Raw genomic sequence first — 26,435 nt, 5'->3', positions numbered from 1 at the left:
TGCCTGCCCGTGCGGCGGAGCAAGGGGGCAAGCCTAGCGCATCAGCTGTGGCCTGATCCGCAAGCGCGCGCGCTGCCCATTGGGCAGATGGCGGTTCAGCCGCGCATTGATCCGCCCGAAGACCAAGATGATCAGCAAGGTAAGCACCACGAAATAGAAGGCAACGATGGGATAAGGCACAAAGGGGTTAAAGGTCCGGTCGGCAAAGTAATTGGCATAGTAAAGCGCATCCCCGCGTTGTTGAAATGCGGGGAAGGACGAGAAGAAGACCAGCGCCGTGGCATGGAACAAAAAGATCGCCTCATTGGTATAAGCGGGCCATGCCAGCCGCATGGTGGTGGGGAAAGTGATGCGGCGAAACCGCTTCCAGCCCGAGAGCCCATAGGCATCGGCGGCATCCAGATCGCCCTTTGGAACGTTCCGGAGCGCGCCATAGAAAATCTCGGCCGTATAGGCGGAGGTGTTGAGAAACAGCACGATCAACGCACCCAGCCATGCGCGCGCGAACCAGCGCGTCTCGGCCGCGATCTCGACACCCAGAAAGGTGAACTCGATGCCCACGCGCGGCAGCATGACAAAGGCCTCATAGGCCATGAAGAACTGAATAAAGAGCGGCGAGCCGCGGAAAATGAAAATGAACCACGTTGCGGGCTTGCGGATCAGCCGCGCGGGGCTTGCCTTGGCCACGGCCAGCGCCACGGCGAAGAAAAAGCCAAAGCCGAGCGCGAGAATGCCGAAATAGACATTCCACATCATGCCCAGAGCCGATCAGCACGATCTGTTGGCACAAGGTGATGTCGGCCTGCGGCAAAAGCCGCTCACCAATGCCCAGTGCGCGCAGGCCGTAGTCTTGCAAGGCCTCGGCGCAGATCATGTTGCGGCCTTTCGCATCGCATCACCCGCCGCTGTCGCTTGGCCGCGCGACAAACGCCCGGTCAGCCGCGCCAGCCCAATTTCCGACACCCGCGTGAGGCAAAGGTAAAAGACCAAGAGCCCGAGGAAATACCAAAAGCGCCAATCGGGATGGGGGTATTGAAAGGTCGAATTGCGCGACCCGCCCAATTCGCGGGCCCAGTAGACGATATCCTCGATGCCCAAAAGGAACAAAAGCGGCGTGGCCTTGATCAGGATCAGCCAGATATTGCCAAGCCCCGGCAGCGCGTAGATCCACATTTGCGGCACCAAGATGCGCCAAAACACTTGGGCTCCGCGACATGCCATAGGCGGCACCTGTTTCAAGCTGGGCATGGGGGACCGCGCGCATCGCGCCGTAAAGTACATTGCCGCAAAACGCCCCGAAGACGATGGCATAGGTAAAGACCGCAAGCGCAAAGCCATAAATTTCATGCACCCATTGCGGCGCATTGCTGGATGGTGTGCGCGCCTCGGGGCAGACAAGGAAATTGGCGCCTTGGCGAATATCCTCGGTCCAGTCGGGGCAGACGATCTGGTGGCGCAGATATTCGATGCCTTGGTCGAGCACGAGGATGAAGAAGAGGAAAAACACGATATCGGGCACGCCGCGCACCATCGCGGTATAAAGCTTTCCCAGCCATGCGACGGGCAAGATATCGCTGCGCGAGGCGCTGGCAGCGAGTGAAGCCGAAAGCGAGGCTGACAGGGGCGGTCACGGCCAAAAGTGCAAAGACCACGAGAAAGGATTGGTAGAACAAGAAATGCGCGCCGTTGGTCAGGTAGCAACTGAACCAGCGGAGCGTGTCGAGCGTGGCGGGGTCAGTGCAAAACGCGAACATGCGGGCCTTTGGGGCGGGTGGGCGGGGGCGCTGCCCCCGTCGCCTGTGGCGACGTCCCCCGGAGTATTTGTGAAGCAAAGATGGGGGATGTTCCCCTGAGCTGAAAAGCTTGGGGGCAGGCGGCGGGCCTGCCCCCAAGCTGGTGATCAGAAGGTTGCGGCCTCGGGGCCGAACCACTGCAAGATCAGCGCGTTGAGCGTGCCGTCTGCCTTCATCGCGGTGATGGCGGCATCAAATGCCTCGCGGCGCGCGTCACCTTCGCGCAGCGCCATGCCGACACCGCCGCCAAGCTGGACGGGCTCACCCACGATCATCAGATCGGCGTCTTCATTGGCGATGGGCAGCAAGTAGTCGCCATCGGCGAAAACCGCGTCGGCCTCGCCATTGCGCACGGCGGCGACGGTTTCATCGGGGGTAGCAAACTCGATCAAGGTCGCACCGGAGGCTGCGATATAGCCCGCCTGAATGGTGTTGGTCTGGGCTGCGACGACCGCACCCGCGAGCGTGAAATCCTCGGACATGCCCATGAACAGCGAGGAGGCAGGCGGGAAATAGGCTTGGGTGAAATCGACGATCGCCTCGCGCTCTTCGGTGATCGACATGCCCGCGATGATGGTGTCGTAGTTGCCGCGAGGTCAGGTTGGGGATAATGCTGTCCCAATCATTCTTGACCCATTCACAGGTCAACTGGGCGCGGGTGCAAAGCTCATCGCCAAGATCGCGCTCAAAGCCCGCAATCTCACCTTGGTCGTTGATGAAGTTGTAGGGAGGGTAGGCGCCCTCCGTGCCCATGCGCACGACGTCTTGGGCGCTTGCGGCACCGGCAGCGATGGCCAGAAGGCTGGCGGTCAGGATCAGGTATTTCATCTCTTGGTCTCCCGGTTTATGTGGTCGGTCTTGCCTCAGGCCGCTTTGAAATGGCTGAGGAACTGTTGCAGGCGCGCGGATTTCGGTGCGCCGAAAAGTTGGTCAGGCGGGCCTTCTTCTTCGATCTTGCCTTGGTGCAGAAAGATCGTTCGGCTCGACAGATCGCGTGCCATGCGCATGTCATGGGTCACAAGGATCATGGTGCGCCCTTCTTCGGCCAGCGCGCGGATGACGCGCACCACCTCTTGCTCCAGCTCGGGGTCGAGGGCCGAGGTCGGCTCATCGAACAAAAGCGCGCGCGGCTCCATGCACAATGCGCGCGCGATGGCCGCGCGTTGCTGCTGGCCGCCCGAAAGCTGGGCGGGCCAAGCGTCGGCCTTGTCGGCGATGCCGACTTTCTCGAGGTAGGCGCGCGCGCGTTCCTCGACCTCTGCCCTTGGTTGGCCCAGCACGCTCAGCGGCGCTTCCATCACGTTTTGGAGGATGGTCAGATGCGCCCAAAGGTTGAACTGCTGGAACACCATCGACAGGTTGGTGCGGATGCGCCGGATTTGTTCGGCATCGGCGGGGCGGCGGGCGGCACCTGTGCCTTTCCAGCGGACCGGCTCACCTTCGAACAAGATCTCGCCTGCTTGGCTGTCTTCGAGCAGATTGGCGCAGCGCAAAAGCGTCGATTTGCCCGAACCTGATGAGCCGATCAGCGCGATCACATCACCAGCATGGGCGGTCAGATCGACGCCGCGCAGCACCTCGAGCGACCCAAAGCTTTTATGCAGGTCGCGGATCTCGATGACCGGTGCTGTGGCAGCGCTTGCCGCAGGCATGCAGGCGTTTTCCCCATGATGACCGTGGGATTTGCACTTAACCCCGACGCGATTGCAACAGTGATGTGTCGGTTGACCTTGGGTCAATGCCTGACTTCTGGGCGTCTTGGCCTGCGATGCTCAGGGATCGGGCGGTAATGGCAGGGCAAGATAGGCCGCCTTGTCGATCTGCACGATGCCTTGCAGATCAAGCGCTGCGCGCGTGGCTGGATCAAGTGCCGCACATGCTTGCGCGACGGCTTTGGCGATGACTTCGGGCGTATGCGCAAGGGAGGTGATCAGCGGCAGGCCGGGGGTGGGGGGCGTGCGCGCAATCTCAAATGCGGGGTTCGCGCCTGCGTGGCGCAGCAAAAGCCGCCATGTCTGTGCATCGATTGCGGCCAGATCGGCCAGCCCATCGGCCACCGCGCGGGCCGAGGCGGCATGCGCGCCCGTCACCGTCACGGGGCCATGAGCCATCTCTTGGGATGTAAGCCAAGCGGCAAGTGCAGCCCAGCCCGATTGGCTGAGCGGATCGTTAATCGCGAGCCTTGGGCGACGGGGCAGCGGGCCGGGCCGCGCGATGATGACCGAGTTGTAATAGCCGGGCGGGCAGCCGGGCAGGCCGTAGTCAGGGGTGGCCACAAGTGCCACCTTGTCATGCAGGCGCGCCCGGAACGGCAAGCCGCATGTTTGGGCCAAGACAAGGCTTGGATCTTGCCAGATGGCCCAAGGATCTGGCCCGCGCGTCAAAGCCGCGGGTGCGGTGAGGCCCATGTGGTGTAGAGCATCGCGGATATAGCCCCAGAATGCATCGGTCGCCCCACTCATCTCGGGGCGGTCATACATGGGCAAGGCCGCGATCATCGGGTCGCTTAGGCGCTGTAATGGGTGTTCTCGACCCGTTTGCGCGCAAGGTTGCTGTCGCGATCATTGACGCCCAGCATTGGGGCCACCATGCGCAACAGCGCATCTTCTGCATGATCGCGGGTGCCATCGGCCAAGGCCACGAACCACATCGCCTCGATCACATGCACGCGGTCCTCATAGGGGACGCAATCTTTGATGGCGCGGGTAAAGCGGACAGTGTCGGGGGCGGCGGCCTCAAGCGCTTCAGCCTCGGCCCTGAGTGCCATGGCCGCGCTGTCTGACAGGGCGTAGCGATGGGCCAAGGCGCGGTCGATCTGCATCTGTTCGATGGTGGCATAATCGCCATCGGTGCGGGCGACACGCACAAGCAATGCGGCCAGCGCAAGGCGCGCATCGCCATCGGGCAAGGCTGTGGGGTCGGTGGCCGTCAGGCGGCGGATCAAATCAGCTATCATGGTGGCGGGTATAGGCGGGCTTTGCGGCGCTGAAAAGCACCCTTGGCGCTTAAGGGCGCGGGATCGTGTTTGCAACGCTGGGCGCGGCCAAGGCGGCATTTGCCCTGCGGCGAATCTTTTTGACAGCTTGGCGGCCGCTGCGGTATGAATTGAACAAGCGTTCAATTAACGGGGGGAATTGGCGCATGTTTCTAGGCGCGATGCGGTTCGATCTGGGCGACGAGGTCAACGCCCTGCGCGATATGGTGCATGCTTGGGCGCAAAAGCGCATCAAGCCCTTGGCGGGGGAAACTGACCGCAACAATGCCTTTCCCAATGCGCTGTGGCCGGAAATGGGGGTGCTGGGCCTGCTTGGCATCACGGTCGAAGAGGAATTCGGCGGCGCGGGCATGGGCTATCTCGCCCATCTGGTTGCAGTCGAAGAGGTCAGCCGCGCCTCGGCCTCCATCGGGTTGAGCTATGGGGCGCATTCCAACCTTTGCGTCAATCAAATCCGCCTCAACGGCACCCAAGCCCAAAAGGAACAGTATTTGCCCGGTCTGGTCTCAGGCGCACATATCGGTGCGCTGGCCATGTCCGAGGCGGGGGCAGGCTCGGATGTGGTGGGCATGCAGCTGCGCGCCGAAAAGCGGAATGATCGCTACGTTCTGAACGGCACGAAATATTGGATCACCAATGGCCCCGATGCCGATACGCTGGTCGTCTACGCCAAGACCGACCCGGCGGCGGGATCGAAGGGGATCACCGCCTTCATCGTTGAAAAGACGATGAAGGGGTTTTCGACCAGCCCGCATTTCGACAAGCTCGGCATGCGCGGCTCGAACACAGCGGAATTGATCTTTGACGATGTCGAGGTGCCGTTTGAAAATGTCCTCGGCGCAGAAGGGCGCGGTGTCCGCGTCCTGATGAGCGGGCTCGATTACGAGCGCGTCGTGCTGTCGGGCGTCAATATTGGGATCATGGCGGGATGCATGGACGAGGTGATGCCCTATATGCGCGACCGTCACCAGTTTGGCCAACCCATCGGATCGTTCCAACTGATGCAGGGCAAGATCGCCGATATGTACACGGCGATGAATTCGGCGCGCGCCTATGCCTATGAGGTGGCAAAAGCCTGTGACCGGGGCGAGGTGACGCGCGCCGATGCGGCGGCTTGCGTGCTTTATGCCAGCGAAGAGGGGATGAAGGTCGCCCATCAGGCGGTGCAAGCGATGGGCGGCGCGGGCTTTCTGGCCGATGCACCCGTCGCGCGCATGTTCCGCGATGCCAAGCTGATGGAGATCGGGGCAGGCACCTCTGAGATCCGGCGCATGTTGATCGGGCGCGAGATGATGGCGGCAATGGCATAGGTGGCGTGGTGCGTGGTCTGATCCTCCCCTTGATCGCGGGGCTGGTGGTCGCCGGGGCCTTTGGCCTTTGGTTGGGTCTGCGCGCCGTGCTGCCCGGTGAGACCGCGATCATCGATGCCCAAGCCGCGCGCTATGTGGCGGAAACGGGTGGCCAGCCCACTGATTGCGCCGCACGCCCGGCCGCTATTCCCGGTGTGCGGTTGATCGTGACCTGCCGCGGCGATTGGGCCGTGGCGGTCGATAACTGGGGGCGCGAGGTCACGCTGCCCGATCTGGGGCCAAACACATGACGCAATATCGCCCATCGCGCGGCAAGGGGGTCACGCCATGCGCCTGACATCGCATTTCAACGCCGCCACGCAAGAGGCGCGCGAAAACCGCGCGGCCCATCTAGCCGCCTTGGACGAGATCGCAAAGGCTGCAGCCTTGGCCGCCGATGGTGGCGGGGCCAAGGCGCGTGATCGCCATGTGGCGCGCGGCAAGATGCTGCCGCGCGCGCGGGTGGCGAACCTGCTTGATGCGGGTGCGCCTTTCCTCGAAATCGGGGCGCTGGCAGGCCATGATCTGCACGATGGTGCCGCACCCTGCGCAGGGGTCATCGCCGGTGTCGGGCAGGTTGAGGGGCGGCAGGTCATGGTGATCTGCAACGATGCCACGGTGAAGGGCGGCACCTATTTCCCGATCACGGTCAAAAAGCACCTGCGCGCGCAAGAGATCGCCGCGCAATGCCGCCTGCCATGTATCTATCTGGTCGATAGCGGGGGTGCGAACCTGCCCAATCAAGACGAGGTTTTTCCCGACCGCGATCACTTTGGCCGGATCTTCTATAACCAAGCGCAGATGTCGGCCGCAGGCATTGCCCAGATCGCTGTCGTCATGGGCTCTTGCACGGCAGGCGGCGCCTATGTGCCGGCGATGTCGGATGTCTCGATCATCGTGAGAGACCAAGGCACGATCTTTCTAGCCGGCCCACCCTTGGTGAAGGCTGCGACCGGAGAGGTGGTCAGCGCCGAGGATCTGGGCGGCGGCGATGTGCATACGCGGCTGTCGGGTGTGGCCGATTATCTGGCCGAGGATGATGCCCATGCGCTGGCCTTGGCGCGGCGCGCGGTCAGGTCGTTGGGCGGGGATCGGTGGGTTGCACCCACCCTACAGGGCCGCCCGCCTGCTTATGATCCTGAGGAATTGCTGGGCGTTGTGCCCGCGTCCCTGACCACGCCCTATGACATTCGCGAGGTCATCGCGCGCATCGTCGACGACAGCTGGTTTGACGAATTCAAACCCCGTTTCGGTGAAACCATCGTCACAGGTTTTGGGCAAGTGATGGGCATGGATGTGGGGATCGTCGCCAACAACGGCGTGCTGTTTTCGGAAAGCGCGCAAAAGGCCGCGCATTTCATCCAGCTGTGCTCGCAGCGCAAGATCCCGCTGGTGTTCTTGCAGAATATCACCGGCTTCATGGTGGGGCGAAAATACGAGAACGAAGGCATCGCGCGGCACGGGGCCAAGATGGTGACGGCGGTCGCCACCACCGCGGTGCCCAAAATCACCATGCTGGTGGGCGGCTCTTTCGGGGCGGGAAATTACGGCATGGCGGGGCGCGCCTATTCCCCGCAATTTCTTTGGGCTTGGCCCAATAGCCGGATCGGGGTGATGGGCGGCGCACAGGCCGCAGGCGTGCTTGCCACCGTCAAGCGCGACGCGATGGAGCGGACAGGCGAGGACTGGTCTGCCGCGGCGGAGGCCGAATTCAAACGCCCCACGATCGAGATGTTCGCCCGCCAATCGCACCCGCTTTATGCCTCGGCGCGGCTATGGGATGACGGGGTGTTCGACCCGCGCAAATCGCGCGAGGTCTTGGGCCTGTCGCTGGCCGCAAGCCTGAACGCACCTATCGCGGAGACGCGCTTTGGCCTGTTCCGGATGTGAGGCTGTGGCAGGGGGCTCTGCCCCCGCGCGTTCCGCGCTCCCCCGGGATATTTGGGAAACAGAGAAGATGGTTGGTCTAGCCGAGCTAAAGGCGCGCGCGATGGGAGATGTCGGATATGTTCCATAAGATCTTGATCGCCAACCGGGGCGAGATCGCCTGTCGCGTGATCGACACGGCGCGCGCGATGGGGGTGCGGACGGTTGCCGTCTATTCCGATGCCGATGCAACCGCGCGCCATGTGGCGATGGCCGATGAGGCGGTCCATATCGGGCCGCCGCCCGCACGCGAAAGCTATCTATGCGGCGACAAGATCATCGCAGCCGCCCTTGCAACGGGGGCAGAGGCGATCCATCCGGGCTATGGCTTTCTGTCCGAGAACCCCGATTTCGTCGATGCGGTCACGGCGGCAGGGCTGGTTTTCATCGGCCCATCGGCTGCGGCGATCCGGGCGATGGGCCTGAAGGATGCCGCCAAGGCGCTGATGGCCACGGCGGGCGTACCTGTCGTGCCGGGTTATCATGGGGCAGATCAAGACCCCGCGCATCTGGCACAGGCCGCCACGGCGATTGGCTACCCGGTTTTGATCAAGGCTGTCGCGGGCGGCGGTGGCAAGGGGATGCGCAGCGTGCACCGCGCCGAAGACTTCGCTTCCGCATTGCGGAGCGCGCAGGATGAGGCGGCGGGCGCCTTTGGCAATGATGCTGTCCTTATAGAAAAGCTCATCGACAGGCCGCGCCATATCGAGGTGCAGATCTTTGGCGATGGCACCCGCGCGCTGCATCTGTTCGAGCGGGATTGCTCGCTCCAGCGGCGGCATCAAAAGGTGATCGAGGAAGCCCCCGCACCCGGCATGACGCCCCAGATGCGCGCCGCCATGGGACAGGCCGCCGTGCGTGCGGCCGAGGCCATTGGCTATGCAGGTGCGGGCACGGTGGAGTTTATCGTCGATGCCAGCCGTGGCCTGCACCCCGACGGGTTTTGGTTCATGGAGATGAACACCCGCCTGCAAGTCGAGCATCCGGTGACCGAGGCCATCACCGGTATCGATCTGGTGGAATGGCAGTTGCGCATCGCCGCTGGTGAGCGGCTGCCCTGCGCGCAAGAGGATCTGGCGATCACCGGCCATGCCTTCGAGGCGCGGCTTTATGCCGAGGATGTGGCCGCGGGCTTTCTGCCCGCCACCGGGCGGCTGACCCATCTGCAATTTCCCGAGGGGGCGCGCGCCGATACCGGCGTGCGCGCGGGCGATGAAATCTCGCCTTGGTATGATCCAATGATCGCCAAGATCACTGTCCATGGGCCGACACGTGCAGTCGCGCTGCGCAAACTCGCGTGCGCGCTTGGCGAGACGCAAGTGGCGGGTTCGGTGACCAACCTGTCCTTTCTGCGCAAGCTGGCCGGGCATGCGGGCTTTGCGGCGGGCGATGTCGATACCGGGCTGATCGCGCGCGATCTCGATGCCTTGGCGGCGGCCCCTGTGCCATCGACGCAGATGTGGTCGCTTGCAGCTTTGGGTGCGCTGGGCCTCGATGCGCCGGCGGTGCCGGTCACGGGCTTCACGCTTTGGGCACCGCTTAAGCGGCAGGTGGCGCTTTGCCATGCGGGTGAGGCAGTCATGGCGGTGGTCGCGGTGAACCCCGGCGGGGCCGCGCATGTCGCGGTGGCGGGGGCGGTGCATGCGGTTGCGCGCATGGCCACGGGCTGGCAGATCGACGGGGTGCCGATCAAGGCTGAGATCGTCGTGAAGGATGCGGCTGTCAGCGTCTTTTGGGATGATGGCTACAGCTTTGACATCATCGACCCCTTGGCGGTCGCGGCAACATCAAGGGCGGGTTCCGGCCAGATCGCTGCGCCGATGCCGGGATTGGTCAAGGCGGTTTTCGTGGGACCGGGCGACGCCGTGATGAAGGGCGACCGCTTGGCCGTGCTGGAGGCGATGAAGATGGAACATGCGCTGGTCGCAGGCCGCGACGGGATCGTGGCCGAGGTCTTGGTGGCAACAGGCGCGCAGGTCGAAGCCGGGGCGGCGCTGATCATCTTGGCGGAGGAAGACAGATGATACGCTTGCATCACGTGCCATGGGGGCGCTCGTTCCGGGTGCTGTGGCTTTTGCAAGAGATGGGCATCACCCCGGATGAGATTATCCGCTACCGTATTGGTGCGCCCGAAATGCGCGGGGCGGGGTTGATGGCTGTGTCACCTGCGGGCCGTATCCCCGCGCTGGAGATCGACGGGATCACGATCTTCGAAAGTGCCGCGATCTTGCAATATCTGAGCGAGACGCGGCCCCAGCATGGGTTTGGCCGCGCGCCGGGGCATGGCGAGCGGGTCCGCTTTCTCGAGGTGCTGGGCTTTGCCGAAACGCAAGCCAGCCTCATCGAGCAGTTGAACCTGAACCACCTATTCTTGCGTCCGCCCGCGCGGCCATCGGCGACGGTGGTCAAGCTTAACACCTTGCGCCTTGCCGATACCTTGCGCGCGCTCGAGGGGATGATGGCGGGCGATTACCTCTTGCCGTCGGGGTTTTCGGCGGCTGATGCGATGCTGGGTTTCAACCTTTTTGCGGCACCGTTTTATGTGCGGATGGACCCTTATCCAAAGCTCACCGCCTATTGGGCGCGGCTTCAGGCAAGGCCCGCATTCCAAGCGGCCGCAGCAATCGAGGGGCCGCAGACATTCTATGCGCAGCCCTTCTACCCGGTGCCGGTCGATGGCTGAGCGGGTCGAGATCTTCGAGGTTGGCCCGCGCGACGGGTTGCAGAACGAGGCGCGCCTGATCCCGGTGGCCGAGAAGATCGCACTGGTTGATGCACTGTCGCGCGTTGGGTTTCGCCGCATCGAGGTGACGAGTTTCGTCAGCCCCAAATGGGTGCCGCAAATGGCCGATGCGGGCGCGGTCATGGCGGGGATCACCCGCAAGCCGGGCATCAGCTACGCGACACTTGCACCCAACCTCAAAGGCTTTGACGCGGCGGTGGCGGCGCGCGCCGATGAGGTGGCGATTTTCGGCGCGGCATCCGAGGCGTTCTCGCAAGCCAATATCAATGCCAGCATCGCTGAAAGCCTTGCGCGCTTTGCCCCCGTGGTCGCGGCGGCGCAGGCCATCGGCATGCCTGTGAGGGGCTATGTCAGCTGCGTCATCGCCTGCCCCTATGAAGGCGTCATTGCCCCCGAGGCGGTGGCGCGCATGGCGGCGGATTTGCTGGCGATGGGCTGTTACGAGATCTCGCTTGGCGACACGATCGGCGCGGGCAGGCCCCAGACGGTGGCGCGGATGCTTGCGGCGGTCTCGGCTTTGGTGCCGGTTGATCGCCTTGCTGGGCATTTCCATGATACCGGCGGCCGTGCGCTTGCCAATATCGACGCGGCCCTTGATCATGGGCTGCGGGTCTTTGATGCGGCGGTTGGGGGTTTGGGTGGCTGCCCCTATGCGCCGGGTGCGCCGGGCAATGTGGCCACGGAGGATGTCGCGCGGCATTTGGCGGCGCGGGGTTTTGAGACGGGGCTTGATCTGGACGCGCTGGATCGGGCGGTGGCAATGGCCGGGGGGATGCGCGATGGAAACGCTTGAACTGCATGTGGATGGGGATGGTGTGGCTTGGCTGAAGCTGAACCGTCCAGCGGTGCATAATGCGATGGATGCGGCCATGATCGCGGCCTTGACCGAGGCGGCCGGACGATTGGGCCGCGATCCGGCGGTCAGGGTGGTGGTATTGACCGGGAATGGTGCCTCGTTCTGCGCGGGGGGCGATCTGGGTTGGATGAAGGCGCAGATGGACGCCGATGGGCCGAGCCGGGCTAAGAATGCGGCTGCCTTGGCGCAGATGTTGGCCGCACTCGACCGGATGCCCAAGCCCTTGATCGGGCGGGTGCAGGGACAGGCCTTTGGTGGTGGGATCGGGTTGATCAGCGTTTGTGATGTGGCCATCGCTGCGCAGGATGCAAAATTCGGTTTGACGGAGGTGCGGTTGGGGCTGATCCCGGCCACCATCGGGCCTTATGTCGTGGCGCGGATGGGGGCGGCGCGCGCGCGCGAAGTGTTTTTCTCAGGGCGCGTTTTTGATGCCGAGGAGGCGGTCAGGCTGGGGCTATTGGCGCGCGCGGTCACGGCGGATGCCTTGGACGCGGCGATTGCCGCCGAGATCGCGCCTTACTTGCGCGCGGCACCCGGTGCTGTTGCGGCGGGAAAGCGGCTTGTGGCCGATCTGGCCGCGCCCATTGATGATGCCCGCATTGCGATGACGATTGCCGCACTTGTGGCGCGTTGGGAGAGTGCGGAAAGCGCCGAAGGGATTGCGGCGTTTTTCGAGAAACGCCCGGCGTCTTGGATGCGCTAGACATAGGGTGGAGGGTGCGAATTTTCATACGAAAATTCGGGGGGCGCTGCCCCCGCCCGTTCCGGGCTCCCCCGGGATATTTATGAAACGAAGAAGGCAGGAGGGTGGGATGCAGGCTGTTTGGTATGAAGGTTTCGGTGCGGCGCGCGATGTGCTGGTGCTGGGTGAGATGGCAACACCGCATCCGGGCGCGGGCGAGGTTTTGGTCGCGCTGAAGGCATCGGGTGTGAACCCCTCGGATGTGAAGCTGCGCGCCGGTGCGCGGGTGGGGGCCAAGATGGTCTATCCGCGTGTCGTGCCCCATTCCGATGGTGCAGGTGTCATCGCGGCGGTCGGTGCAGGGGTTGATCATGCCCGGATCGGTGAGCGGGTCTGGGTCTGGAACGCAGGCTGGCAGCGCGCCTTTGGCACGGCGGCCAGCCATGTGGTGTTACCCGCCGAACAGGCGGTGCGCCTTCCCGATGGGACATCCTTTGCCGAAGGGGCCTGTTTCGGGATCCCGGCGATGACGGCTTGGTACGCGGTGATGGGCGATGGGCCGGTTGCGGGGCAGACCATTCTTGTGACAGGTGGTGCGGGCACGGTCGGCCGCTACGCCATGCAGATGGCGCGGCTGGGTGGTGCGCGGGTGATTGCGACCGTCTCATCCCCCGCCAAGGCCGCACATGCCACCGCAGAGGAATGGGTGAATTACCGCGACACGGATGTGGCTGAGGCGGTGTTAGAGATGACCGATGGTGCCGGTGTGGACCGGATCGTCGATGTTGATTTCGGGGCCAATCAGGCCGCCAGTCTGGCCCTGATCAAGCCCGGTGGCACCATCGCCGCCTATGCCAGCGCGGCTGATATGGCGCCGCGGCTCGATTTCTATCCTTTCATGTTCCGTAACACGCGGCTGCATATGCTGATTGTCTATCAGCTTGGCGGTGCGCTGCGTCGCGCGGGTGAGGCGCAGTTGAGCAAATGGTTAGAGGCCGGTGTGCTCAGCCATGCGGTTGTGCCGGGTGGCGGCTTGGCCGATTGCGCGGCCGCCCATGATCTGGTCGCGTCAGGCGACAAGCTGGGGACAGTTGTGCTGGACATCTGACCCCGCGCCCGTGTTAGCGTGATCGCCGGGAGGCGCGCGGGGCAGCATATGCCCCGCAGCGCGACGGGGAGGGACAAGATGACATTCTATCCTAATCGGCATGATGCGGTGGCGATCGACGCGGTATCGATCACCCAAAAGCTGATGGAGGGGTTGGTCGGTCGGCGGGACATGCCCGCCATCATCGATGGGCCGAGCGGGCAGGTGATGACCGCAGGGCAGATGATCGACCTTATCCAGCGTTTGGCCGGCGGCCTGACCGAGCGCGGTGTGCTGCCCGGTGGCACGGTCGCGATCTTGGCGCCGAATATGCCCGAATACCCGGTGGTCTTTCACGGTGTGGCGTGGGGCGGCGGCACGGTGACCACGATCAACCCAAGCTACACGGCACCTGAGATCAGCTATCAACTCAACGATGCGCGCGCGGTGATGCTGGTGACTGTCCCCGCCTTTGCCGAGGTCGCGCGCAAGGCCGCCGAGGGCACGGGCGTGCGCGATATCGTGGTCATCGGGGCGCAGTCAGGGCTAAGCCTTGAGGATCTGATGGGCCAGCCCATGCTTGCGCAGGCCCCGATCGACCCTGATACGCATATCGTGGTGTTGCCCTATTCCTCGGGCACCACGGGGCGGCCCAAGGGGGTGATGCTGACCCATCGCAACCTTGTGGCCAATGTCACGCAATCGGCCGCGGTGTCAGGTCTGACGCCGCAAGATGTCGCCATCGCCTTTTTGCCGTTTTTCCATATCTACGGGATGACGGTCTTGATGAACCTGTTTCTGCAGCAAGGCGCGCAGCTGGTGACGATGCCGCGCTTTGATCTGGCGCTTTTCTTGCGGTTGATCGAAACCCATCGCGCGACGCGGCTTTATATCGTGCCGCCCGTGGCGCTGGCGCTCGCCAAGCATCCGCTGGTCGATCAGCATGATATCTCGAGCGTGGTCGAGATTTTCTCAGGCGCCGCACCCTTGGGTGCCGAGATCGAGAAAGCCATCGCCGCACGCTTCGGCGCGCGTGCCGTGCAAGGTTATGGCATGACCGAGCTTAGCCCGATCTCGCATATGACCGTGGCCGACAATATCCGGCACGGTGCAAGCGGGCAGGCGGTGCCGCTGACCGAATGCCGGATCGTTGATCCAGCCGATCTGCGCGATCTGCCCCCCGGCACGGAGGGCGAGTTGTGGATCCGCGGCCCACAGGTGATGAAGGGCTATCTCAACAACCCAAAAGCCACCGCCGAGACGGTGACGCAAGATGGCTGGTTGCGCACAGGCGATCTGGCGATCATCGACGAAGATGGGTTCATGTTCATCCGTGACCGGCTGAAAGAGCTGATCAAGGTCAAGGGGTTCCAAGTGGCCCCCGCCGAGGTGGAGGCGGCGCTTTGCGCCCATCCCGCCGTGGCCGATGCCGCCGTGGTGGGCCGCGCCGACGAAGAAGCAGGCGAGGTACCCATCGCCTTTATCGTGGTGGCCCCTGGTGCGGTTTGCGATGCCGAGATTTTGCGCGCCCATGTCACCGCATGTCTGGCCAGCTACAAGCATCCGGCCGAATACCGCTTTGTCGAGAGCGTGCCGAAAAGCGCCTCGGGCAAGATCTTGCGCCGGGAATTGCGGGCGGGGCTCTAGGGGCGTGCGCCCATCATCATCTCATGCACCGCCGCCATGCCGCGATCGACCATGGCGGTGACTTCGGCGGCATGGGTATGGAGCGCCGCGACCAGTTCGGGGTCGGTGCTGGTTTGGGTCACGACAACGCCTGCATCGGTATAATCGATCACGGTGTCGAGTTTGTCGCCACGCGCAAAGAAGATGTCGAGCGTCGGGCTTTGAATGAAAATCTGTGGGTCGCGCCCTTGTTCGACGCGCGCGATCATACCCGCGACATGGGACATCAGCGCATCCATAACCTCTGGATCACTTGCGCCTGTCACCGTGCGAATGCCATTGGGAAGGTTCTCAACCGTCCGGCTCATCTTGGTGAAGTTCTGAAACATCACCGCCAATTCGGCGCTTTCTTGATCCGTTGCATCCAAGCCGCGCAGGCCGGGCATATTGGCCATGTCATGGCCCATCATCCCACCCGCGCCATGCTGATGCATCCCATGGCCATGGCCCGCCATCTGCGCCAGCGCCCCATCTTGCCAAGCCCAAATCACCACAGCGCCCACGGCGGTGAGCAAGGTAAATGCGGCGCGACGGGTTGTGCGGGTCATGTGCATAGGTTGCCCTCGGTCAGGATGATTACCCGTGTCACCTATGTCATCAAGGTGCCGCGCGTCCATGATGGATCGCACACCCCCCCGATTTGCCGCACTTCGCCCCGTTGACCCCTTGCGGCCTGCGGCGTAAATCAACCAACAAGCGACCGGACCGGCGGGGTGTCGCGCCCCGCGCCACAGATCACCCCAGGGACGAGCCAAGGGATACCCATGACCGCGCTCATGTCAGATTACGCCCCGATCCTGATTTTTCTGGCCCTCGCCATCGGGCTTGGCCTTGTTTTGATCTTGGCGGCGCTTGTCGTCGCGGTGAAAAACCCCGACCCGGAGAAACTGTCGGCCTATGAATGCGGGTTCAACGCGTTTGACGATGCACGGATGAAATTCGATGTGCGATTCTACCTCGTGTCGATCTTGTTCATCATCTTCGATCTTGAGATCGCGTTTCTGTTCCCTTGGGCGGTGGCCTTTCCGGGTTTGAGCGATCTGGCTTTCTGGTCGATGATGGTTTTCTTGGGCGTGCTGACGATCGGCTTTGCCTATGAGTGGAAAAAAGGGGCGCTGGAATGGGAGTGAGCACGGGCATCAATACCGCCGGCCCCGACCGTGAGGTCACGACCGCCGTCCTCAACCGCGATCTGCAGGACAAGGGGTTCCTTGTCACCTCGACCGAGGACATCATCAACTGGGCGCGCACCGGCTCCTTGCATTGGATGACCTTTGGTCTTGCCTGCTGCGCGGTCGAGATGATGCACACCTCCATGCCGCGCTATGACGCCGAGCGGTTCGGGATCGCACCGCGCGCCTCTCCGCGCCAATCGGATGTGATGATCGTAGCCGGTACGCTGACCAACAAGATGGCGCCCGCGCTGCGCAAGGTTTATGATCAGATGCCGGAACCGCGCTACGTCATCTCGATGGGGTCATGTGCCAATGGTGGGGGCTATTACCACTATAGCTATTCCGTGGTGCGTGGCTGTGACCGCATCGTGCCGGTCGATATTTATGTGCCGGGATGCCCACCCACGGCCGAGGCGCTGCTTTACGGTATCCTCCAGTTGCAGCGGAAGATCCGCCGCACGGGCACCATCACGCGCTGACGCGCCTTTGCGCGAGGGAGACGACAGATGAGCCGCGACGCTCTGAACGAATTGGCCGCCCATATCGCGGAAAAGCAACGTGATGCTGTTATCGGCACCGATGTGTCCGATCATGGTGAATTGACCGTTGAGATCACCGCCGCTGCTGTGGTGGATTTCATCGAATGGCTGAAAGCTGATCAAAGCTGCAAATTCTCGACGCTGATCGACATCACCGCCGTCGACTGGCCCACGCGCGATCGCCGCTTCGATGTGGTCTGGCATTTTCTGAGCATGTATCAAAACCACCGTATCCGCGTGAAATGCGCGCTGCGCGAGGATGAGATGCTGCCCTCGATCACCGGGGTGCATGCCGGCGCTGGCTGGTATGAGCGCGAGGTGTTCGACATGTTCGGCATCATGTTCACGGGCCATGCCGATTTGCGCCGCATCCTGACCGATTACGGCTTTCGCGGCCATCCGCTGCGCAAGGATTTCCCGACCTCGGGATACACGGAAGTGCGCTATGACGAGGTCGTCAAGCGCGTGGTCTATGAGCCTGTCAAGCTGGTCCAAGAATACCGCCAGTTCGATTTCATGTCGCCTTGGGAAGGGGCCGATTACATCTTGCCCGGCGATGAAAAGGCCAAGGAGGCCGCGAAATGATGGACGGCGCCAAGGGGTTTCAAGACGCCCAGACGGGTGAGCAGAAGATCCGCAATTTCAACATCAACTTTGGCCCACAGCACCCGGCGGCGCATGGCGTCTTGCGCCTTGTGCTCGAGCTTGACGGCGAGATCTGCGAGCGCTGCGACCCGCATATCGGCCTGCTGCATCGCGGCACCGAAAAGCTGATGGAAAGCCGCACCTATCTGCAAAACCTGCCCTATTTCGACCGGCTCGATTACGTGGGCACGATGAACCAGGAACACGCCTGGGTTCTAGCGATCGAGCGGCTGACCAACACGCCCGTGCCGCGCCGCGCGCAACTGATCCGGGTGCTATATTGCGAGATCGGGCGCATCCTCAACCACCTGCTGAACGTGACCACGCAGGCCTTGGATGTTGGCGCGCTGACGCCGCCGCTTTGGGGGTTCGAGGAACGCGAAAAGCTGATGATCTTCTACGAGCGCGCTTGCGGGGCGCGGCTCCATGCCGCCTATTTCCGTCCCGGCGGCGTGCATCAAGATCTGCCGCCTGCGCTGATCGAGGATATCGATACATGGGCCGATGAATTCCCCAAGGCGCTGGCCGATATCGACACGCTTTTGACCGAGAACCGCATCTTCAAGCAGCGCAATGTCGATATCGGCGTCGTGACCGAGGATGACATTCAAAATTGGGGCTTTTCCGGTGTGATGGCGCGCGGCACGGGCCTTGCTTGGGATTTGCGCCGCGCCCAGCCCTATGAATGCTATGATGAGTTCGACTTCCAGATCCCCGTCGGCACCAATGGCGATTGTTATGACCGCTACCTGTGCCGCATGGCCGAAATGCGCGAATCGACCTCCATCATCAAGCAAGCCTGCGCCAAGCTGCGCCTGCCCGAAAACCAAGGCCCGGTGATGACGCGCGGCAAGATCAGCCCGCCCAAACGCGCCGAGATGAAAACCTCGATGGAGGCGCTGATCCATCACTTCAAACTCTACACCGAGGGCTTCCACGTTCCCGAGGGCGAAATCTACGCCGCGGTCGAGGCACCCAAGGGCGAATTCGGCGTCTATCTCGTGGCCGATGGCACCAACAAACCCTACCGTGCCAAGCTGCGCGCACCGGGTTTTGCGCATCTGCAAGCGATGGATTACCTGTGCCGTGGCCACCAGCTGGCTGATGTCTCGGCCATTCTGGGATCGCTCGACATCGTGTTCGGAGAGGTGGACCGCTAGGCACCGCCTGTCGCTTCTTCGTTTCAAAAATATCCCCGCCGGAGGCTCCCGCCCTTTCCACCGCCGCACCGGATGATCAGTTAGGATACCTCGCCAGATGCTCCGCCGCCTTCACCCCGAACAGCCCGCCAGTTTTGCCTTCACGCCCGCGAACCTCGCTTGGGCCGAGGCGCAGATCACCAAATACCCCGAGGGGCGGCAGGCCAGCGCCATCATTCCGCTTTTGTGGCGCGCGCAAGAGCAAGAGGGGTGGCTGACCCGGCCTGCCATCGAATACGTGGCCGACATGCTGGGCCTTGCGCATATCCGCGCGCTCGAGGTGGCGACCTTTTACTTCATGTTCCAATTGCAGCCGGTGGGCAGCGTGGCGCATCTGCAAATCTGCGGCACGCTCTCGTGTATGATCTGCGGTGCCGAGGATCTGATCGCCGTCTGCCGCGAAAAGATCGCGCCAAAGGCCCATCAGATCTCGGCCGATGGCAAGTTCAGCTGGGAAGAGGTCGAATGCTTGGGCGCTTGCGCCAATGCGCCCATGGCCCAGATCGGCAAGGATTACTACGAGGATCTGACCGCCGCGCGGCTGGCCGAGATCATCGACGAAATGGCCGCGGGCCGTGTGCCGACCCCCGGTCCGCAAAATGGCCGCTATGCCGCCGAACCGCTGGGCGGCCCGACCAGCTTGACCGATCATGTGGCAGGGCGCGATGCGCTCAATGCCTCGGCGCGGCGTGCCGTCGATCTTGGCGATACGATCAAACGCATCGATGGCAGCGAAGTGCCGCTTTTGGCCCCTTGGGGCCGCCAATCGGGTGGTGATGTGGCCTTGGCCCCGCCTGCGCCCGCGCTGGAAAAGCCACGGGCCGTGCCCGCGCGTGCGCGCAAGCCCGCGCCCCTCCCCGCCCAAAAAGCCCTAGCCGACAAGAGCGCGGCCTCAGCCGCGGTCGCGGAGGCAGCCCCCGAACAGCTCGCCGCGCCGCGTGGCGGGGTTGGGGATGATTTGAAAAAGATCTCCGGTGTCGGCCCCAAGCTCGAAGCGCTCTTGAACGAGATGGGCTTTTGGCATTTCGACCAGATCGCAGCCTGGGGCGCGGCCGAGATCGCATGGGTCGATGCGCGGCTGAAATTCAAAGGCCGGATCGAGCGTGACGATTGGATCGCACAGGCCGCAGCCTTGGCCAGCGCGCGCTAAACCCGCCGCTTGCCAATATGTCGCGGCACCGGCCACTGGTCGGGCCGCGTGCGCTGCCTAGCTTGCGCAGTTCATGACGCAAGGGGCGCAGAAAAATGACAACGAACACAACAGGTCACCGCATCGTCGCCATCATGGTGGTTTGGACCGTTGCGGCAATCCTTGGTCTCACGGTTGCGCTATTCGCTGTGGGCTTCTTGGGCCTTTGGGTCGCCGTCGGTGCCTTTGCCGGACTTGGGACCGTTGCGGTAAGTGGCTGGCTTGGCCAGATCGCCTTTGCCACCGATTTCGACGCCCTCATCGCAGCGCGTGCAGCCAAAGCACAGGGCCGCGACACTGTGTCCTGAAATACGAGACAAACCGATTTTCCCGCGTTAGAAATACGCAATCGCGTAAAAATGAACGGGGGGATTTGATATGAGTTCGACATCTGGTGGATTGATTAATCTGCTGATCGTGTGGGGCATCGCCTCGGCGACGGGCTTTGTGGCGATGGCCGGTTTGATGCTCGTGGGTGACTGGAGCATGATGCAGGCGCTCTTTGCTGCGGCTGTCGTTTTCTTGGGTATGGGTATCGTGCTCTCGGTCTTGTTTCTGAACCCTCTGCCGGGCCCACAGGTGCCGGGCAGCGCGGGTAAGAAGCCCGCGGCTGCAAGCGCGACGCCCGCGCCCGCGGCAACCGCACCGAAAGCCGCGCCTACGCCTACGCCCGCACCGGTCGCCGTGAAAGAAACCGCAGCGCCCGCACCCGCGCAGGGCCCCGGCAAGCGGCCCGCCGCCTTGTCGGCTGCGCGCGACAATCGCCCCGATGATCTGAAGCGGATCAAAGGGATCGGCCCCAAGCTTGAAAAGCTTTGCAACAGCTTGGGCTTTTACCATTTCGATCAAATCGCGGTTTGGACCGAGGAAGAGATCATGTGGGTTGATCAAAACCTCGAAGGCTTCAAGGGCCGTGTCGTGCGCGATGAATGGGTTGCCCAAGCCAGACAGCTCGCCAGCGAAGGTTAACGCGGGCCACGGCACGCAATCATTTGAAACCCTGTCGCTGTGCGGCGCGGCCGCGCAGCGCGACCGCGTCGCAGGCTGCAATGACATCTGCGCCGCGCAAATATCCGAGAAACCATGCCCAGTTCACCCGAAGATACCCAGATCGAGCGCCGCTATCGTCGCCAGATCCGCACAGCGGCCATCGTGATGGCGGTGACGATGATACTTTGGATGGGGGCCAGTTTTCTGGGCGGTCAATTGGGCCTGCCCATCCGCTTGGCCTTTTTGTTCGACCTTGCGGCGATTGCCGCACTGGTCTGGGCCTTGATTGTGACTTATTGGGTATGGAAAGCGCGCCGCGCCGAGCGCATGGATCGCTGACACGAGACGACAGGCCCGCCAGATCCGGGCCGACAACCACGTGAGAGAGCCAAGATGCTGCAGGACAAGGACCGGATCTTTACCAATATCTACGGCATGCATGATCGCAGCCTGAAGGGCGCGATGGCGCGTGGGCATTGGGATGGGACCAAGGACATCATCGCCCTTGGCCGTGACAAGATCGTCGAGATCATGAAGGCATCGGGCCTGCGCGGACGGGGTGGTGCGGGTTTCCCCACCGGCCTCAAATGGTCCTTTATGCCCAAGGAATCGGATGGGCGGCCCAGCTATCTGGTCGTGAATGCCGATGAGAGCGAGCCGGGCACCTGCAAAGACCGCGAGATCATGCGCAATGATCCCCATACGCTGATCGAGGGGTGCTTGATCGCGTCTTTCGCGATGCAGGCGCATGCCTGCTACATCTACATCCGTGGCGAATACATCCGCGAACGCGAGGCGCTGCAGGCGGCGATCGACGAATGCTACGCTGCGGGCCTTTTGGGCAAGAACGCCGCCAAGTCGGGCTGGGATTTCGATCTTTATCTGCACCACGGCGCGGGGGCCTATATCTGCGGCGAGGAAACGGCGCTTTTGGAAAGCCTTGAGGGCCGCAAGGGCATGCCCCGGATGAAGCCGCCTTTTCCGGCGGGCGCGGGGCTTTATGGCTGCCCCACCACCGTCAACAACGTCGAATCGATTGCCGTGGCCCCCACGATCTTGCGCCGTGGCGCGGAATGGTTCGCGGGTTTTGGCAGGCCCAATAATGCGGGAACCAAGCTTTTCGCCATTTCCGGCCATGTGAACAAACCTTGCGTCGTCGAGGAAGAGATGAGCATCCCCTTTGACGAGTTGATCGAGCGTCATTGCGGCGGCATTCGCGGCGGCTGGGATAATCTCAAGGCGGTGATCCCCGGCGGCTCCTCCGTGCCGGTGTTGCCTGCCCATGTGATGCGCGAGGGCGCGATCATGGATTTCGATTGGCTGCGCGAACAGCGCTCGGGCCTTGGCACGGCGGCGGTGATCGTGATGGATCAATCCACCGATATGGTCAAAGCGATCTGGCGGCTGTCTAAATTCTACAAGCATGAAAGCTGCGGCCAATGCACGCCTTGCCGCGAAGGCACCGGCTGGATGATGCGGGTGATGGAGCGCTTGGTGAAGGGCGAGGCCGAGGTGGCCGAGATCGACATGCTGCTCGATGTCACCAAGCAGGTCGAAGGCCACACGATTTGTGCGCTGGGCGATGCGGCGGCGTGGCCGATCCAAGGGCTGATCCGCCATTTCCGCCACGAGATTGAGGATCGTATCCGCGTCAAACGCGGCGGCCTCGCGGGGATCGCGGCGGAATAATCGCAAGGAAGGGCAGGACCGCATGGCACATGCATCAACCACATATGTCGCGCGCAAGGCTTTGCGCCGGGTCGCGTTGGTGGCCAGTGGCCTTGGTCTTGTGGCGCTGTTGGCGGCCTGCGGTGGTGAGTTTGATCGCGGCCCGCGTGGTGCTGGCCTGCCTTATGATGCGCGGCTCAGCACAGGCGAGACTTGGCGTGATTTCACCGTTTTGGTGCGTGCGCCCGGTGTGGACCTTGCCGATGCCCGCGAAAGCGCGCGCTTTGTTGCGACACGCCATTGCATTGAGCGCACGGGTTCATCTTCGGTCGATTGGGTGATGGATGAGGGCACCGGCGATTGGATGGTGACCCGCAACGCGTCCGGCGAACCTGTTGTTGCTGGCCGCTGCAGCGCGCGCTAAGCGCCCAAACACCCCATAACAATCGCGGCAAAGCTGCCACAGCGCCACCATATCGGCGCGCCGCTTGCATTGCGGCACTGGTCGATCTTTCGTATTATTTGCAACCAAAGTTGAAAGACCCCGGCAAGCGGGCTGGTGCAAGACGGCGTAAGGGCGGCAGGTGATGGTGCGTTGGTATTGGTACGGGCTGGCCTCGATCTATCTGGTCTGCTGCGTTGTGGGCATGATCCTTGGGTATCACTGGGGGATCGGTGGCTCGATCCTTGGGATCGTCGTCGGTGCCATGGTTGCAGCTGGCGCGGCGATTATGCTGAACACGCCCGCGCGGATGGAAGCGGCACTTTATGCGATCTTGTCGGTCGTGCTGATCGTTGGGCTGGTTTGGCTGATCGTCACCTTTTGGGGTGTGCGTCTTTAGGCCGTTTTCGGCGGCGCCATGCCTGTGATGCGCGCTTTGCCCGCGGTGTTATTGCATAACCTTCGCCAGAACCCCCATTTATGCGTTAATGGGTGCGTGCAAAAGGTGATGGTCCGATGGGCAGCTATGCAAAAATACTGACGATATCGCTGTTGATGGCGGCAACGGGGCTTTTGACGGTCGTAGGCAGCGCGCGCGCGGATCGCTTCGATGCGCTACGCAATGACCCGCGCCTGCATGAAGGGTTGTTGGCGATCACCATTGGCCGCCATATCGAGCGGACCTGTCCCGATCTGGCGCGCCGCGATCTTGCGGCCAATGTTTTCCTTCTGGGATTGGCCAGCCACGCCATGTCGCTTGGCTTTAACCGGGCCGAGGTGACCGCCTATGTCGAGGATGATAAGGAACAAGATCGCTACATCGCGTTCGCACGTGACTATTTCGCAGCGCGTGGTGTGATGGGGTCCGATGACGTCGCGGGGGCCTGTCGCGTGGGGCGCGACGAAATCGCCACCGGATCGCCCATTGGCAGACTGCTTCGCGGGGGCTAAAAGACGGCGAACCGCGACTGTGCCCGGGTGAGATCATTTGGACCTGATCTTGTCATTGCCCGCGCCGAGGAAGGAACGCACCCCATGAGCGACCTGCGCAAGATCATCATCGACGGCCACGAGATTGCGGTCGATCCGGCGATGACGTTGATCCAAGCCTGCGAACAGGCAGGCATCGAAATACCGCGGTTTTGCTATCATGAGCGTCTGTCGATTGCGGGTAATTGCCGGATGTGTCTGGTCGAGGTCGTGGGCGGCCCGCCCAAGCCCGCCGCCTCTTGCGCGATGCAGGTGCGCGATCTGCGCCCCGGCCCCGAGGGGCAGCCCCCCGTCATCAAAACCAACTCGCCCATGGTCAAAAAGGCCCGCGAGGGTGTGATGGAGTTCTTGTTGATCAACCATCCGCTGGATTGCCCGATCTGCGATCAGGGCGGTGAATGCGACCTGCAAGATCAGGCGATGGCCTATGGCGTCGATTTCTCGCGTTACCGCGAACCCAAGCGGGCGGCCGACAACCTTGACCTTGGCCCCTTGGTGAAAACCGAGATGACGCGCTGCATTTCCTGCACGCGCTGTGTGCGCTTCATCACCGAGGTGGGCGGCATGCCTGAGATGGGCCAGACCGGTCGTGGCGAAGATAGCGAGATCACCAGCTATCTGGGTGCCTCGCTGGTGTCGGAGTTGCAGGGCAATATCGTCGATCTATGCCCCGTGGGCGCGCTGACGTCCAAACCCTATGCCTTTACCGCCCGGCCTTGGGAACTGACCAAGACCGAGTCCATCGATGTGATGGATGCGCTGGGCTCCAACATCCGTATCGACACCAAGGGGCGCGAAGTCATGCGCCTGTTGCCGCGCAACCATGATGGCGTGAACGAAGAATGGCTGAGCGATAAATCCCGCTATGTTTGGGATGGGTTGCGCCGCCAACGCCTTGATCGCCCCTATATCCGCGAAAACGGCAAGCTGCGCGCGGCCACATGGCCCGAAGCGCTGGGCCTTGCGGCCGCCAAGATCAAGGGTGCCAAGAAGCTTGCGGGACTGGTCGGCGATCTGGCCCCGGTCGAGGCAGCATTTGCGCTCAAGCAGCTGATTGAGGGGCAGGGCGGTTCGGTCGAATGCCGCGTGGATGGTGCCAAGCTGCCCGCGGGCAACCGCGCGGCCTATGTCGGCACGGCCAGCATCGAAGATATCGACGCGGCCCGCGCCATTTTGCTGATCGGCACCAACCCGCGTGCTGAGGCGCCCGTGCTGAACGCGCGCATCCGCAAGGCTTGGACGCGCGGCGCGCAGGTCTCGCTGATCGGCGAAGCGGTCGATCTGACCTATCCCTTTACTCATTTGGGCACGGATCGGGCGGCCTTGGCCAGCCAGATCGGCATCACCCACACCACATCTGCGGGTGTGGATAGCCTTGTCATCCTCGGCCAAGGCGCGCTGCGCGAGGCCGATGGTGCGGCGGTTTTGGCACATGCGATGCAAATCGCGGCCGAATCCGGCTCGGGCCTGTTGATCTTGCACACCGCTGCTGCCCGCGTTGGGGCGATGGATGTCGGTGCCGTGACCGAAGGCGGGCTTGCCGCCGCGGTCGATAGCGCTGATGTGGTCTATAATCTCGGCGCCGACGAGGTCGATATCAAAGCTGGCCCCTTTGTCATCTACCAAGGCAGCCATGGTGACCGGGGCGCGCATCGTGCCGATCTGATTTTCCCCGGCGCTGCTTGGACCGAGGAGCAGGGGCTTTTCGTCAATACCGAAGGCCGCCCCCAGCTTGCCCTGCGCGCGGGCTTTCCGCCGGGCGAGGCAAAAGAGAATTGGGCGATCTTGCGCGCCTTGTCGGGTGAGATCGCTCAGCCGCAGCCATGGAACAGCTTGGCCGAACTGCGCCACGCGCTGATCAAGGCCGTGCCGCATCTGGCGATGATTGACGCGGTGCCGGAAAATAGCGGCGATACGCTGCCCTTGGGCACAGTTGGCGCGGCGAGCTTTGTGAACGCGGTGCGCGATCATTTCTTGACCAATCCAATCGCGCGCGCCTCGACGCTGATGGCGGAGTTGTCCGCCAATGCCAAAGCCCGCGAAAAGACAGCCATCGCAGCGGAGTGAGGGCCATGCCAAAGCTGCATGGTGCGCATCTGCTGTGTCTGGCGGCCATTCTCGTGGCTTCTTGCACCTCAACAGACGCGCCTGCCGCGCGCACCGAAGCCCTGCGCTACGAGGGTGTGGAGACACGATTGCTGGACGATGATCTGGTGAATTTCCGCGTTCAATTGCGCGGTGACGCGGCCCGCGACGAAGTGGACGCTTACGCGCGCTGCGCGGCTGCGCAATACGCCCTTATCCGCGGCTTCGGCTTTGCGCGACATGTCCGCACAAATCTGCGCGAACAGGGTGGCGTTTGGATCGCAGATGCGGTTTACACCATCTCGCCGGCGCTCCCGCGGGGGTTGCAGACGCTCGACGCCGAAGTTGTGGCGGCCGCGTGCGCCGAGCAAGGAATACCGACGGTTTAAGGGGCGA

At 62.9% G+C, this 26,435-nt stretch carries 27 protein-coding genes and 3 pseudogenes; 23 read left to right on the top strand and 7 right to left on the bottom strand.

Annotated features, from left to right (window positions below):
- Positions 1-33: 33 nt before the first annotated feature.
- From KG698_RS05335 to KG698_RS05310, 6 genes and pseudogenes are all read right to left on the bottom strand, one after another.
- Positions 34-874 (bottom strand): annotated as a pseudogene (locus tag KG698_RS05335) (ABC transporter permease).
- Positions 871-1,754 (bottom strand): annotated as a pseudogene (locus KG698_RS05330) (ABC transporter permease). Before KG698_RS05330 ends, KG698_RS05335 begins: the two co-directional pseudogenes overlap by 4 nt.
- A 146-nt stretch (positions 1,755-1,900) precedes the next feature.
- Positions 1,901-2,621 (bottom strand): annotated as a pseudogene (locus KG698_RS05325) (transporter substrate-binding domain-containing protein).
- A gap of 35 nt (positions 2,622-2,656) precedes the next feature.
- Positions 2,657-3,445 carry an ABC transporter ATP-binding protein gene (locus KG698_RS05320; RefSeq protein WP_213684518.1) on the bottom strand — a complete coding sequence of 263 codons (789 nt, stop codon included), beginning with the start codon at positions 3,443-3,445 and terminating at the stop codon, positions 2,657-2,659.
- Positions 3,446-3,565: 120 nt separating this feature from the next.
- On the bottom strand, positions 3,566-4,291 hold the full coding sequence (locus KG698_RS05315; RefSeq protein WP_213684517.1) for a PhnD/SsuA/transferrin family substrate-binding protein: 726 nt from the start codon (positions 4,289-4,291) through the stop codon (positions 3,566-3,568).
- A gap of 8 nt (positions 4,292-4,299) precedes the next feature.
- Complete coding sequence (locus tag KG698_RS05310; RefSeq protein ID WP_213684516.1) at positions 4,300-4,749, bottom strand: TerB family tellurite resistance protein; 450 nt, start codon at positions 4,747-4,749, stop codon at positions 4,300-4,302.
- Between the two features lie 185 nt (positions 4,750-4,934).
- Here KG698_RS05310 and KG698_RS05305 point away from each other — a divergent pair, with 185 nt between their 5' ends.
- From KG698_RS05305 to KG698_RS05265, 9 genes are all read left to right on the top strand, one after another.
- Complete coding sequence (locus tag KG698_RS05305) at positions 4,935-6,098, top strand: acyl-CoA dehydrogenase family protein (protein ID WP_213684515.1); 1,164 nt, start codon at positions 4,935-4,937, stop codon at positions 6,096-6,098.
- An 8-nt stretch (positions 6,099-6,106) separates the two neighbouring features.
- Complete coding sequence (locus tag KG698_RS05300; RefSeq protein ID WP_213684514.1) at positions 6,107-6,388, top strand: hypothetical protein; 282 nt, start codon at positions 6,107-6,109, stop codon at positions 6,386-6,388.
- Positions 6,389-6,425: 37 nt separating this feature from the next.
- Complete coding sequence (locus KG698_RS05295; protein WP_213684513.1) at positions 6,426-8,027, top strand: carboxyl transferase domain-containing protein; 1,602 nt, start codon at positions 6,426-6,428, stop codon at positions 8,025-8,027.
- A gap of 116 nt (positions 8,028-8,143) precedes the next feature.
- Positions 8,144-10,087 (top strand): biotin carboxylase N-terminal domain-containing protein, encoded by a 1,944-nt coding sequence (locus KG698_RS05290; protein WP_213684512.1) that lies wholly within the window; start codon positions 8,144-8,146, stop codon positions 10,085-10,087.
- Positions 10,084-10,746, top strand: a complete 663-nt coding sequence (locus KG698_RS05285) for a glutathione S-transferase family protein (protein ID WP_213684511.1) — start codon at positions 10,084-10,086, stop codon at positions 10,744-10,746. Before KG698_RS05290 ends, KG698_RS05285 begins: the two co-directional genes overlap by 4 nt.
- Positions 10,739-11,599 carry a hydroxymethylglutaryl-CoA lyase gene (locus KG698_RS05280; RefSeq protein ID WP_213684510.1) on the top strand — a complete coding sequence of 287 codons (861 nt, stop codon included), beginning with the start codon at positions 10,739-10,741 and terminating at the stop codon, positions 11,597-11,599. Before KG698_RS05285 ends, KG698_RS05280 begins: the two co-directional genes overlap by 8 nt.
- A complete protein-coding gene (locus KG698_RS05275; protein ID WP_213684509.1) occupies positions 11,586-12,365 on the top strand; it encodes a crotonase/enoyl-CoA hydratase family protein in 780 nt (259 codons plus the stop codon). Before KG698_RS05280 ends, KG698_RS05275 begins: the two co-directional genes overlap by 14 nt.
- A gap of 109 nt (positions 12,366-12,474) precedes the next feature.
- Positions 12,475-13,452, top strand: coding sequence for an NADPH:quinone reductase (locus KG698_RS05270; protein WP_213684508.1), 978 nt, complete (start codon positions 12,475-12,477; stop codon positions 13,450-13,452).
- Positions 13,453-13,530: 78 nt separating this feature from the next.
- A complete protein-coding gene (locus tag KG698_RS05265) occupies positions 13,531-15,078 on the top strand; it encodes an AMP-binding protein (RefSeq protein ID WP_213684507.1) in 1,548 nt (515 codons plus the stop codon).
- Here the strand turns inward: KG698_RS05265 and KG698_RS05260 are convergent.
- Positions 15,075-15,665 carry a hypothetical protein gene (locus tag KG698_RS05260; protein WP_300982931.1) on the bottom strand — a complete coding sequence of 197 codons (591 nt, stop codon included), beginning with the start codon at positions 15,663-15,665 and terminating at the stop codon, positions 15,075-15,077. The two genes, KG698_RS05265 and KG698_RS05260, sit on opposite strands and share 4 nt — an antisense overlap.
- Before the next feature lie 216 nt (positions 15,666-15,881).
- On the opposite strand from KG698_RS05260, the gene KG698_RS05255 reads away from it, so the two are divergent.
- From KG698_RS05255 to KG698_RS05190, 14 genes are all read left to right on the top strand, one after another.
- Entirely contained in the window at positions 15,882-16,247 is a 366-nt protein-coding gene (locus tag KG698_RS05255; RefSeq protein ID WP_213684506.1) for an NADH-quinone oxidoreductase subunit A, read from the top strand.
- Positions 16,238-16,771, top strand: coding sequence for an NADH-quinone oxidoreductase subunit B family protein (locus KG698_RS05250; RefSeq protein ID WP_213684505.1), 534 nt, complete (start codon positions 16,238-16,240; stop codon positions 16,769-16,771). Before KG698_RS05255 ends, KG698_RS05250 begins: the two co-directional genes overlap by 10 nt.
- 27 nt (positions 16,772-16,798) lie before the next feature.
- Positions 16,799-17,416 carry an NADH-quinone oxidoreductase subunit C gene (locus KG698_RS05245; protein ID WP_213684504.1) on the top strand — a complete coding sequence of 206 codons (618 nt, stop codon included), beginning with the start codon at positions 16,799-16,801 and terminating at the stop codon, positions 17,414-17,416.
- Positions 17,416-18,636, top strand: a complete 1,221-nt coding sequence (locus KG698_RS05240; RefSeq protein ID WP_213684663.1) for an NADH-quinone oxidoreductase subunit D — start codon at positions 17,416-17,418, stop codon at positions 18,634-18,636. Before KG698_RS05245 ends, KG698_RS05240 begins: the two co-directional genes overlap by 1 nt.
- Positions 18,637-18,733: 97 nt before the next feature.
- Positions 18,734-19,825 (top strand): NADH-quinone oxidoreductase subunit NuoE, encoded by a 1,092-nt coding sequence (nuoE, locus tag KG698_RS05235; protein ID WP_213684503.1) that lies wholly within the window; start codon positions 18,734-18,736, stop codon positions 19,823-19,825.
- 95 nt (positions 19,826-19,920) lie between these two features.
- Positions 19,921-20,172 (top strand): hypothetical protein, encoded by a 252-nt coding sequence (locus tag KG698_RS05230; protein WP_213684502.1) that lies wholly within the window; start codon positions 19,921-19,923, stop codon positions 20,170-20,172.
- A gap of 70 nt (positions 20,173-20,242) precedes the next feature.
- Positions 20,243-20,833 (top strand): NADH:ubiquinone oxidoreductase, encoded by a 591-nt coding sequence (locus KG698_RS05225; protein WP_213684501.1) that lies wholly within the window; start codon positions 20,243-20,245, stop codon positions 20,831-20,833.
- A gap of 114 nt (positions 20,834-20,947) precedes the next feature.
- Positions 20,948-21,193, top strand: a complete 246-nt coding sequence (locus KG698_RS05220; RefSeq protein ID WP_213684500.1) for a DUF5337 domain-containing protein — start codon at positions 20,948-20,950, stop codon at positions 21,191-21,193.
- A gap of 54 nt (positions 21,194-21,247) precedes the next feature.
- Positions 21,248-22,543, top strand: coding sequence for an NADH-quinone oxidoreductase subunit NuoF (nuoF, locus tag KG698_RS05215; protein ID WP_213684499.1), 1,296 nt, complete (start codon positions 21,248-21,250; stop codon positions 22,541-22,543).
- 22 nt (positions 22,544-22,565) lie between these two features.
- A complete protein-coding gene (locus tag KG698_RS05210; RefSeq protein ID WP_213684498.1) occupies positions 22,566-22,946 on the top strand; it encodes a hypothetical protein in 381 nt (126 codons plus the stop codon).
- 163 nt (positions 22,947-23,109) lie between these two features.
- Positions 23,110-23,364, top strand: a complete 255-nt coding sequence (locus tag KG698_RS05205) for a hypothetical protein (RefSeq protein ID WP_213684497.1) — start codon at positions 23,110-23,112, stop codon at positions 23,362-23,364.
- 116 nt (positions 23,365-23,480) lie between these two features.
- Complete coding sequence (locus KG698_RS05200; RefSeq protein WP_213684496.1) at positions 23,481-23,915, top strand: DUF5333 domain-containing protein; 435 nt, start codon at positions 23,481-23,483, stop codon at positions 23,913-23,915.
- An 84-nt stretch (positions 23,916-23,999) separates the two neighbouring features.
- Entirely contained in the window at positions 24,000-26,021 is a 2,022-nt protein-coding gene (gene nuoG / locus KG698_RS05195; protein ID WP_213684495.1) for an NADH-quinone oxidoreductase subunit NuoG, read from the top strand.
- A gap of 5 nt (positions 26,022-26,026) precedes the next feature.
- Positions 26,027-26,428: a hypothetical protein gene (locus tag KG698_RS05190; RefSeq protein ID WP_213684494.1), complete on the top strand. Its 402-nt coding sequence runs from the start codon at positions 26,027-26,029 to the stop codon at positions 26,426-26,428.
- The last annotated feature ends 7 nt before the right edge of the window (positions 26,429-26,435 follow it).

Source organism: Roseicyclus sp. (genome assembly GCF_018402035.1).
Lineage (GTDB): Bacteria > Pseudomonadota > Alphaproteobacteria > Rhodobacterales > Rhodobacteraceae > Roseicyclus.
This window is presented reverse-complemented; position numbering and strand designations above follow the sequence as displayed.

What these genes read in the sequence shown, in the direction of transcription:
- KG698_RS05220 (WP_213684500.1), top strand. Translation starts at nt 20,948, where the DNA reads ATGCCCAGTTCACCCGAAGATACCCAGATCGAGCGCCGCTATCGTCGC.
- KG698_RS05265 (WP_213684507.1), top strand. Translation starts at nt 13,531, where the DNA reads ATGACATTCTATCCTAATCGGCATGATGCGGTGGCGATCGACGCGGTA.
- KG698_RS05260 (WP_300982931.1), bottom strand. Translation starts at nt 15,665, where the DNA reads ATGACCCGCACAACCCGTCGCGCCGCATTTACCTTGCTCACCGCCGTG.
- KG698_RS05295 (WP_213684513.1), top strand. Translation starts at nt 6,426, where the DNA reads ATGCGCCTGACATCGCATTTCAACGCCGCCACGCAAGAGGCGCGCGAA.
- KG698_RS05205 (WP_213684497.1), top strand. Translation starts at nt 23,110, where the DNA reads ATGGTGCGTTGGTATTGGTACGGGCTGGCCTCGATCTATCTGGTCTGC.
- KG698_RS05190 (WP_213684494.1), top strand. Translation starts at nt 26,027, where the DNA reads ATGCCAAAGCTGCATGGTGCGCATCTGCTGTGTCTGGCGGCCATTCTC.
- KG698_RS05305 (WP_213684515.1), top strand. Translation starts at nt 4,935, where the DNA reads ATGTTTCTAGGCGCGATGCGGTTCGATCTGGGCGACGAGGTCAACGCC.
- KG698_RS05210 (WP_213684498.1), top strand. Translation starts at nt 22,566, where the DNA reads ATGGCACATGCATCAACCACATATGTCGCGCGCAAGGCTTTGCGCCGG.
- KG698_RS05310 (WP_213684516.1), bottom strand. Translation starts at nt 4,749, where the DNA reads ATGATAGCTGATTTGATCCGCCGCCTGACGGCCACCGACCCCACAGCC.
- KG698_RS05315 (WP_213684517.1), bottom strand. Translation starts at nt 4,291, where the DNA reads ATGATCGCGGCCTTGCCCATGTATGACCGCCCCGAGATGAGTGGGGCG.
- KG698_RS05275 (WP_213684509.1), top strand. Translation starts at nt 11,586, where the DNA reads ATGGAAACGCTTGAACTGCATGTGGATGGGGATGGTGTGGCTTGGCTG.
- KG698_RS05280 (WP_213684510.1), top strand. Translation starts at nt 10,739, where the DNA reads ATGGCTGAGCGGGTCGAGATCTTCGAGGTTGGCCCGCGCGACGGGTTG.
- KG698_RS05320 (WP_213684518.1), bottom strand. Translation starts at nt 3,445, where the DNA reads ATGCCTGCGGCAAGCGCTGCCACAGCACCGGTCATCGAGATCCGCGAC.
- KG698_RS05240 (WP_213684663.1), top strand. Translation starts at nt 17,416, where the DNA reads ATGGACGGCGCCAAGGGGTTTCAAGACGCCCAGACGGGTGAGCAGAAG.
- nuoG (WP_213684495.1), top strand. Translation starts at nt 24,000, where the DNA reads ATGAGCGACCTGCGCAAGATCATCATCGACGGCCACGAGATTGCGGTC.
- KG698_RS05200 (WP_213684496.1), top strand. Translation starts at nt 23,481, where the DNA reads ATGGGCAGCTATGCAAAAATACTGACGATATCGCTGTTGATGGCGGCA.
- nuoF (WP_213684499.1), top strand. Translation starts at nt 21,248, where the DNA reads ATGCTGCAGGACAAGGACCGGATCTTTACCAATATCTACGGCATGCAT.
- KG698_RS05255 (WP_213684506.1), top strand. Translation starts at nt 15,882, where the DNA reads ATGACCGCGCTCATGTCAGATTACGCCCCGATCCTGATTTTTCTGGCC.
- KG698_RS05225 (WP_213684501.1), top strand. Translation starts at nt 20,243, where the DNA reads ATGAGTTCGACATCTGGTGGATTGATTAATCTGCTGATCGTGTGGGGC.
- nuoE (WP_213684503.1), top strand. Translation starts at nt 18,734, where the DNA reads ATGCTCCGCCGCCTTCACCCCGAACAGCCCGCCAGTTTTGCCTTCACG.
- KG698_RS05245 (WP_213684504.1), top strand. Translation starts at nt 16,799, where the DNA reads ATGAGCCGCGACGCTCTGAACGAATTGGCCGCCCATATCGCGGAAAAG.
- KG698_RS05290 (WP_213684512.1), top strand. Translation starts at nt 8,144, where the DNA reads ATGTTCCATAAGATCTTGATCGCCAACCGGGGCGAGATCGCCTGTCGC.
- KG698_RS05270 (WP_213684508.1), top strand. Translation starts at nt 12,475, where the DNA reads ATGCAGGCTGTTTGGTATGAAGGTTTCGGTGCGGCGCGCGATGTGCTG.
- KG698_RS05230 (WP_213684502.1), top strand. Translation starts at nt 19,921, where the DNA reads ATGACAACGAACACAACAGGTCACCGCATCGTCGCCATCATGGTGGTT.
- KG698_RS05250 (WP_213684505.1), top strand. Translation starts at nt 16,238, where the DNA reads ATGGGAGTGAGCACGGGCATCAATACCGCCGGCCCCGACCGTGAGGTC.
- KG698_RS05285 (WP_213684511.1), top strand. Translation starts at nt 10,084, where the DNA reads ATGATACGCTTGCATCACGTGCCATGGGGGCGCTCGTTCCGGGTGCTG.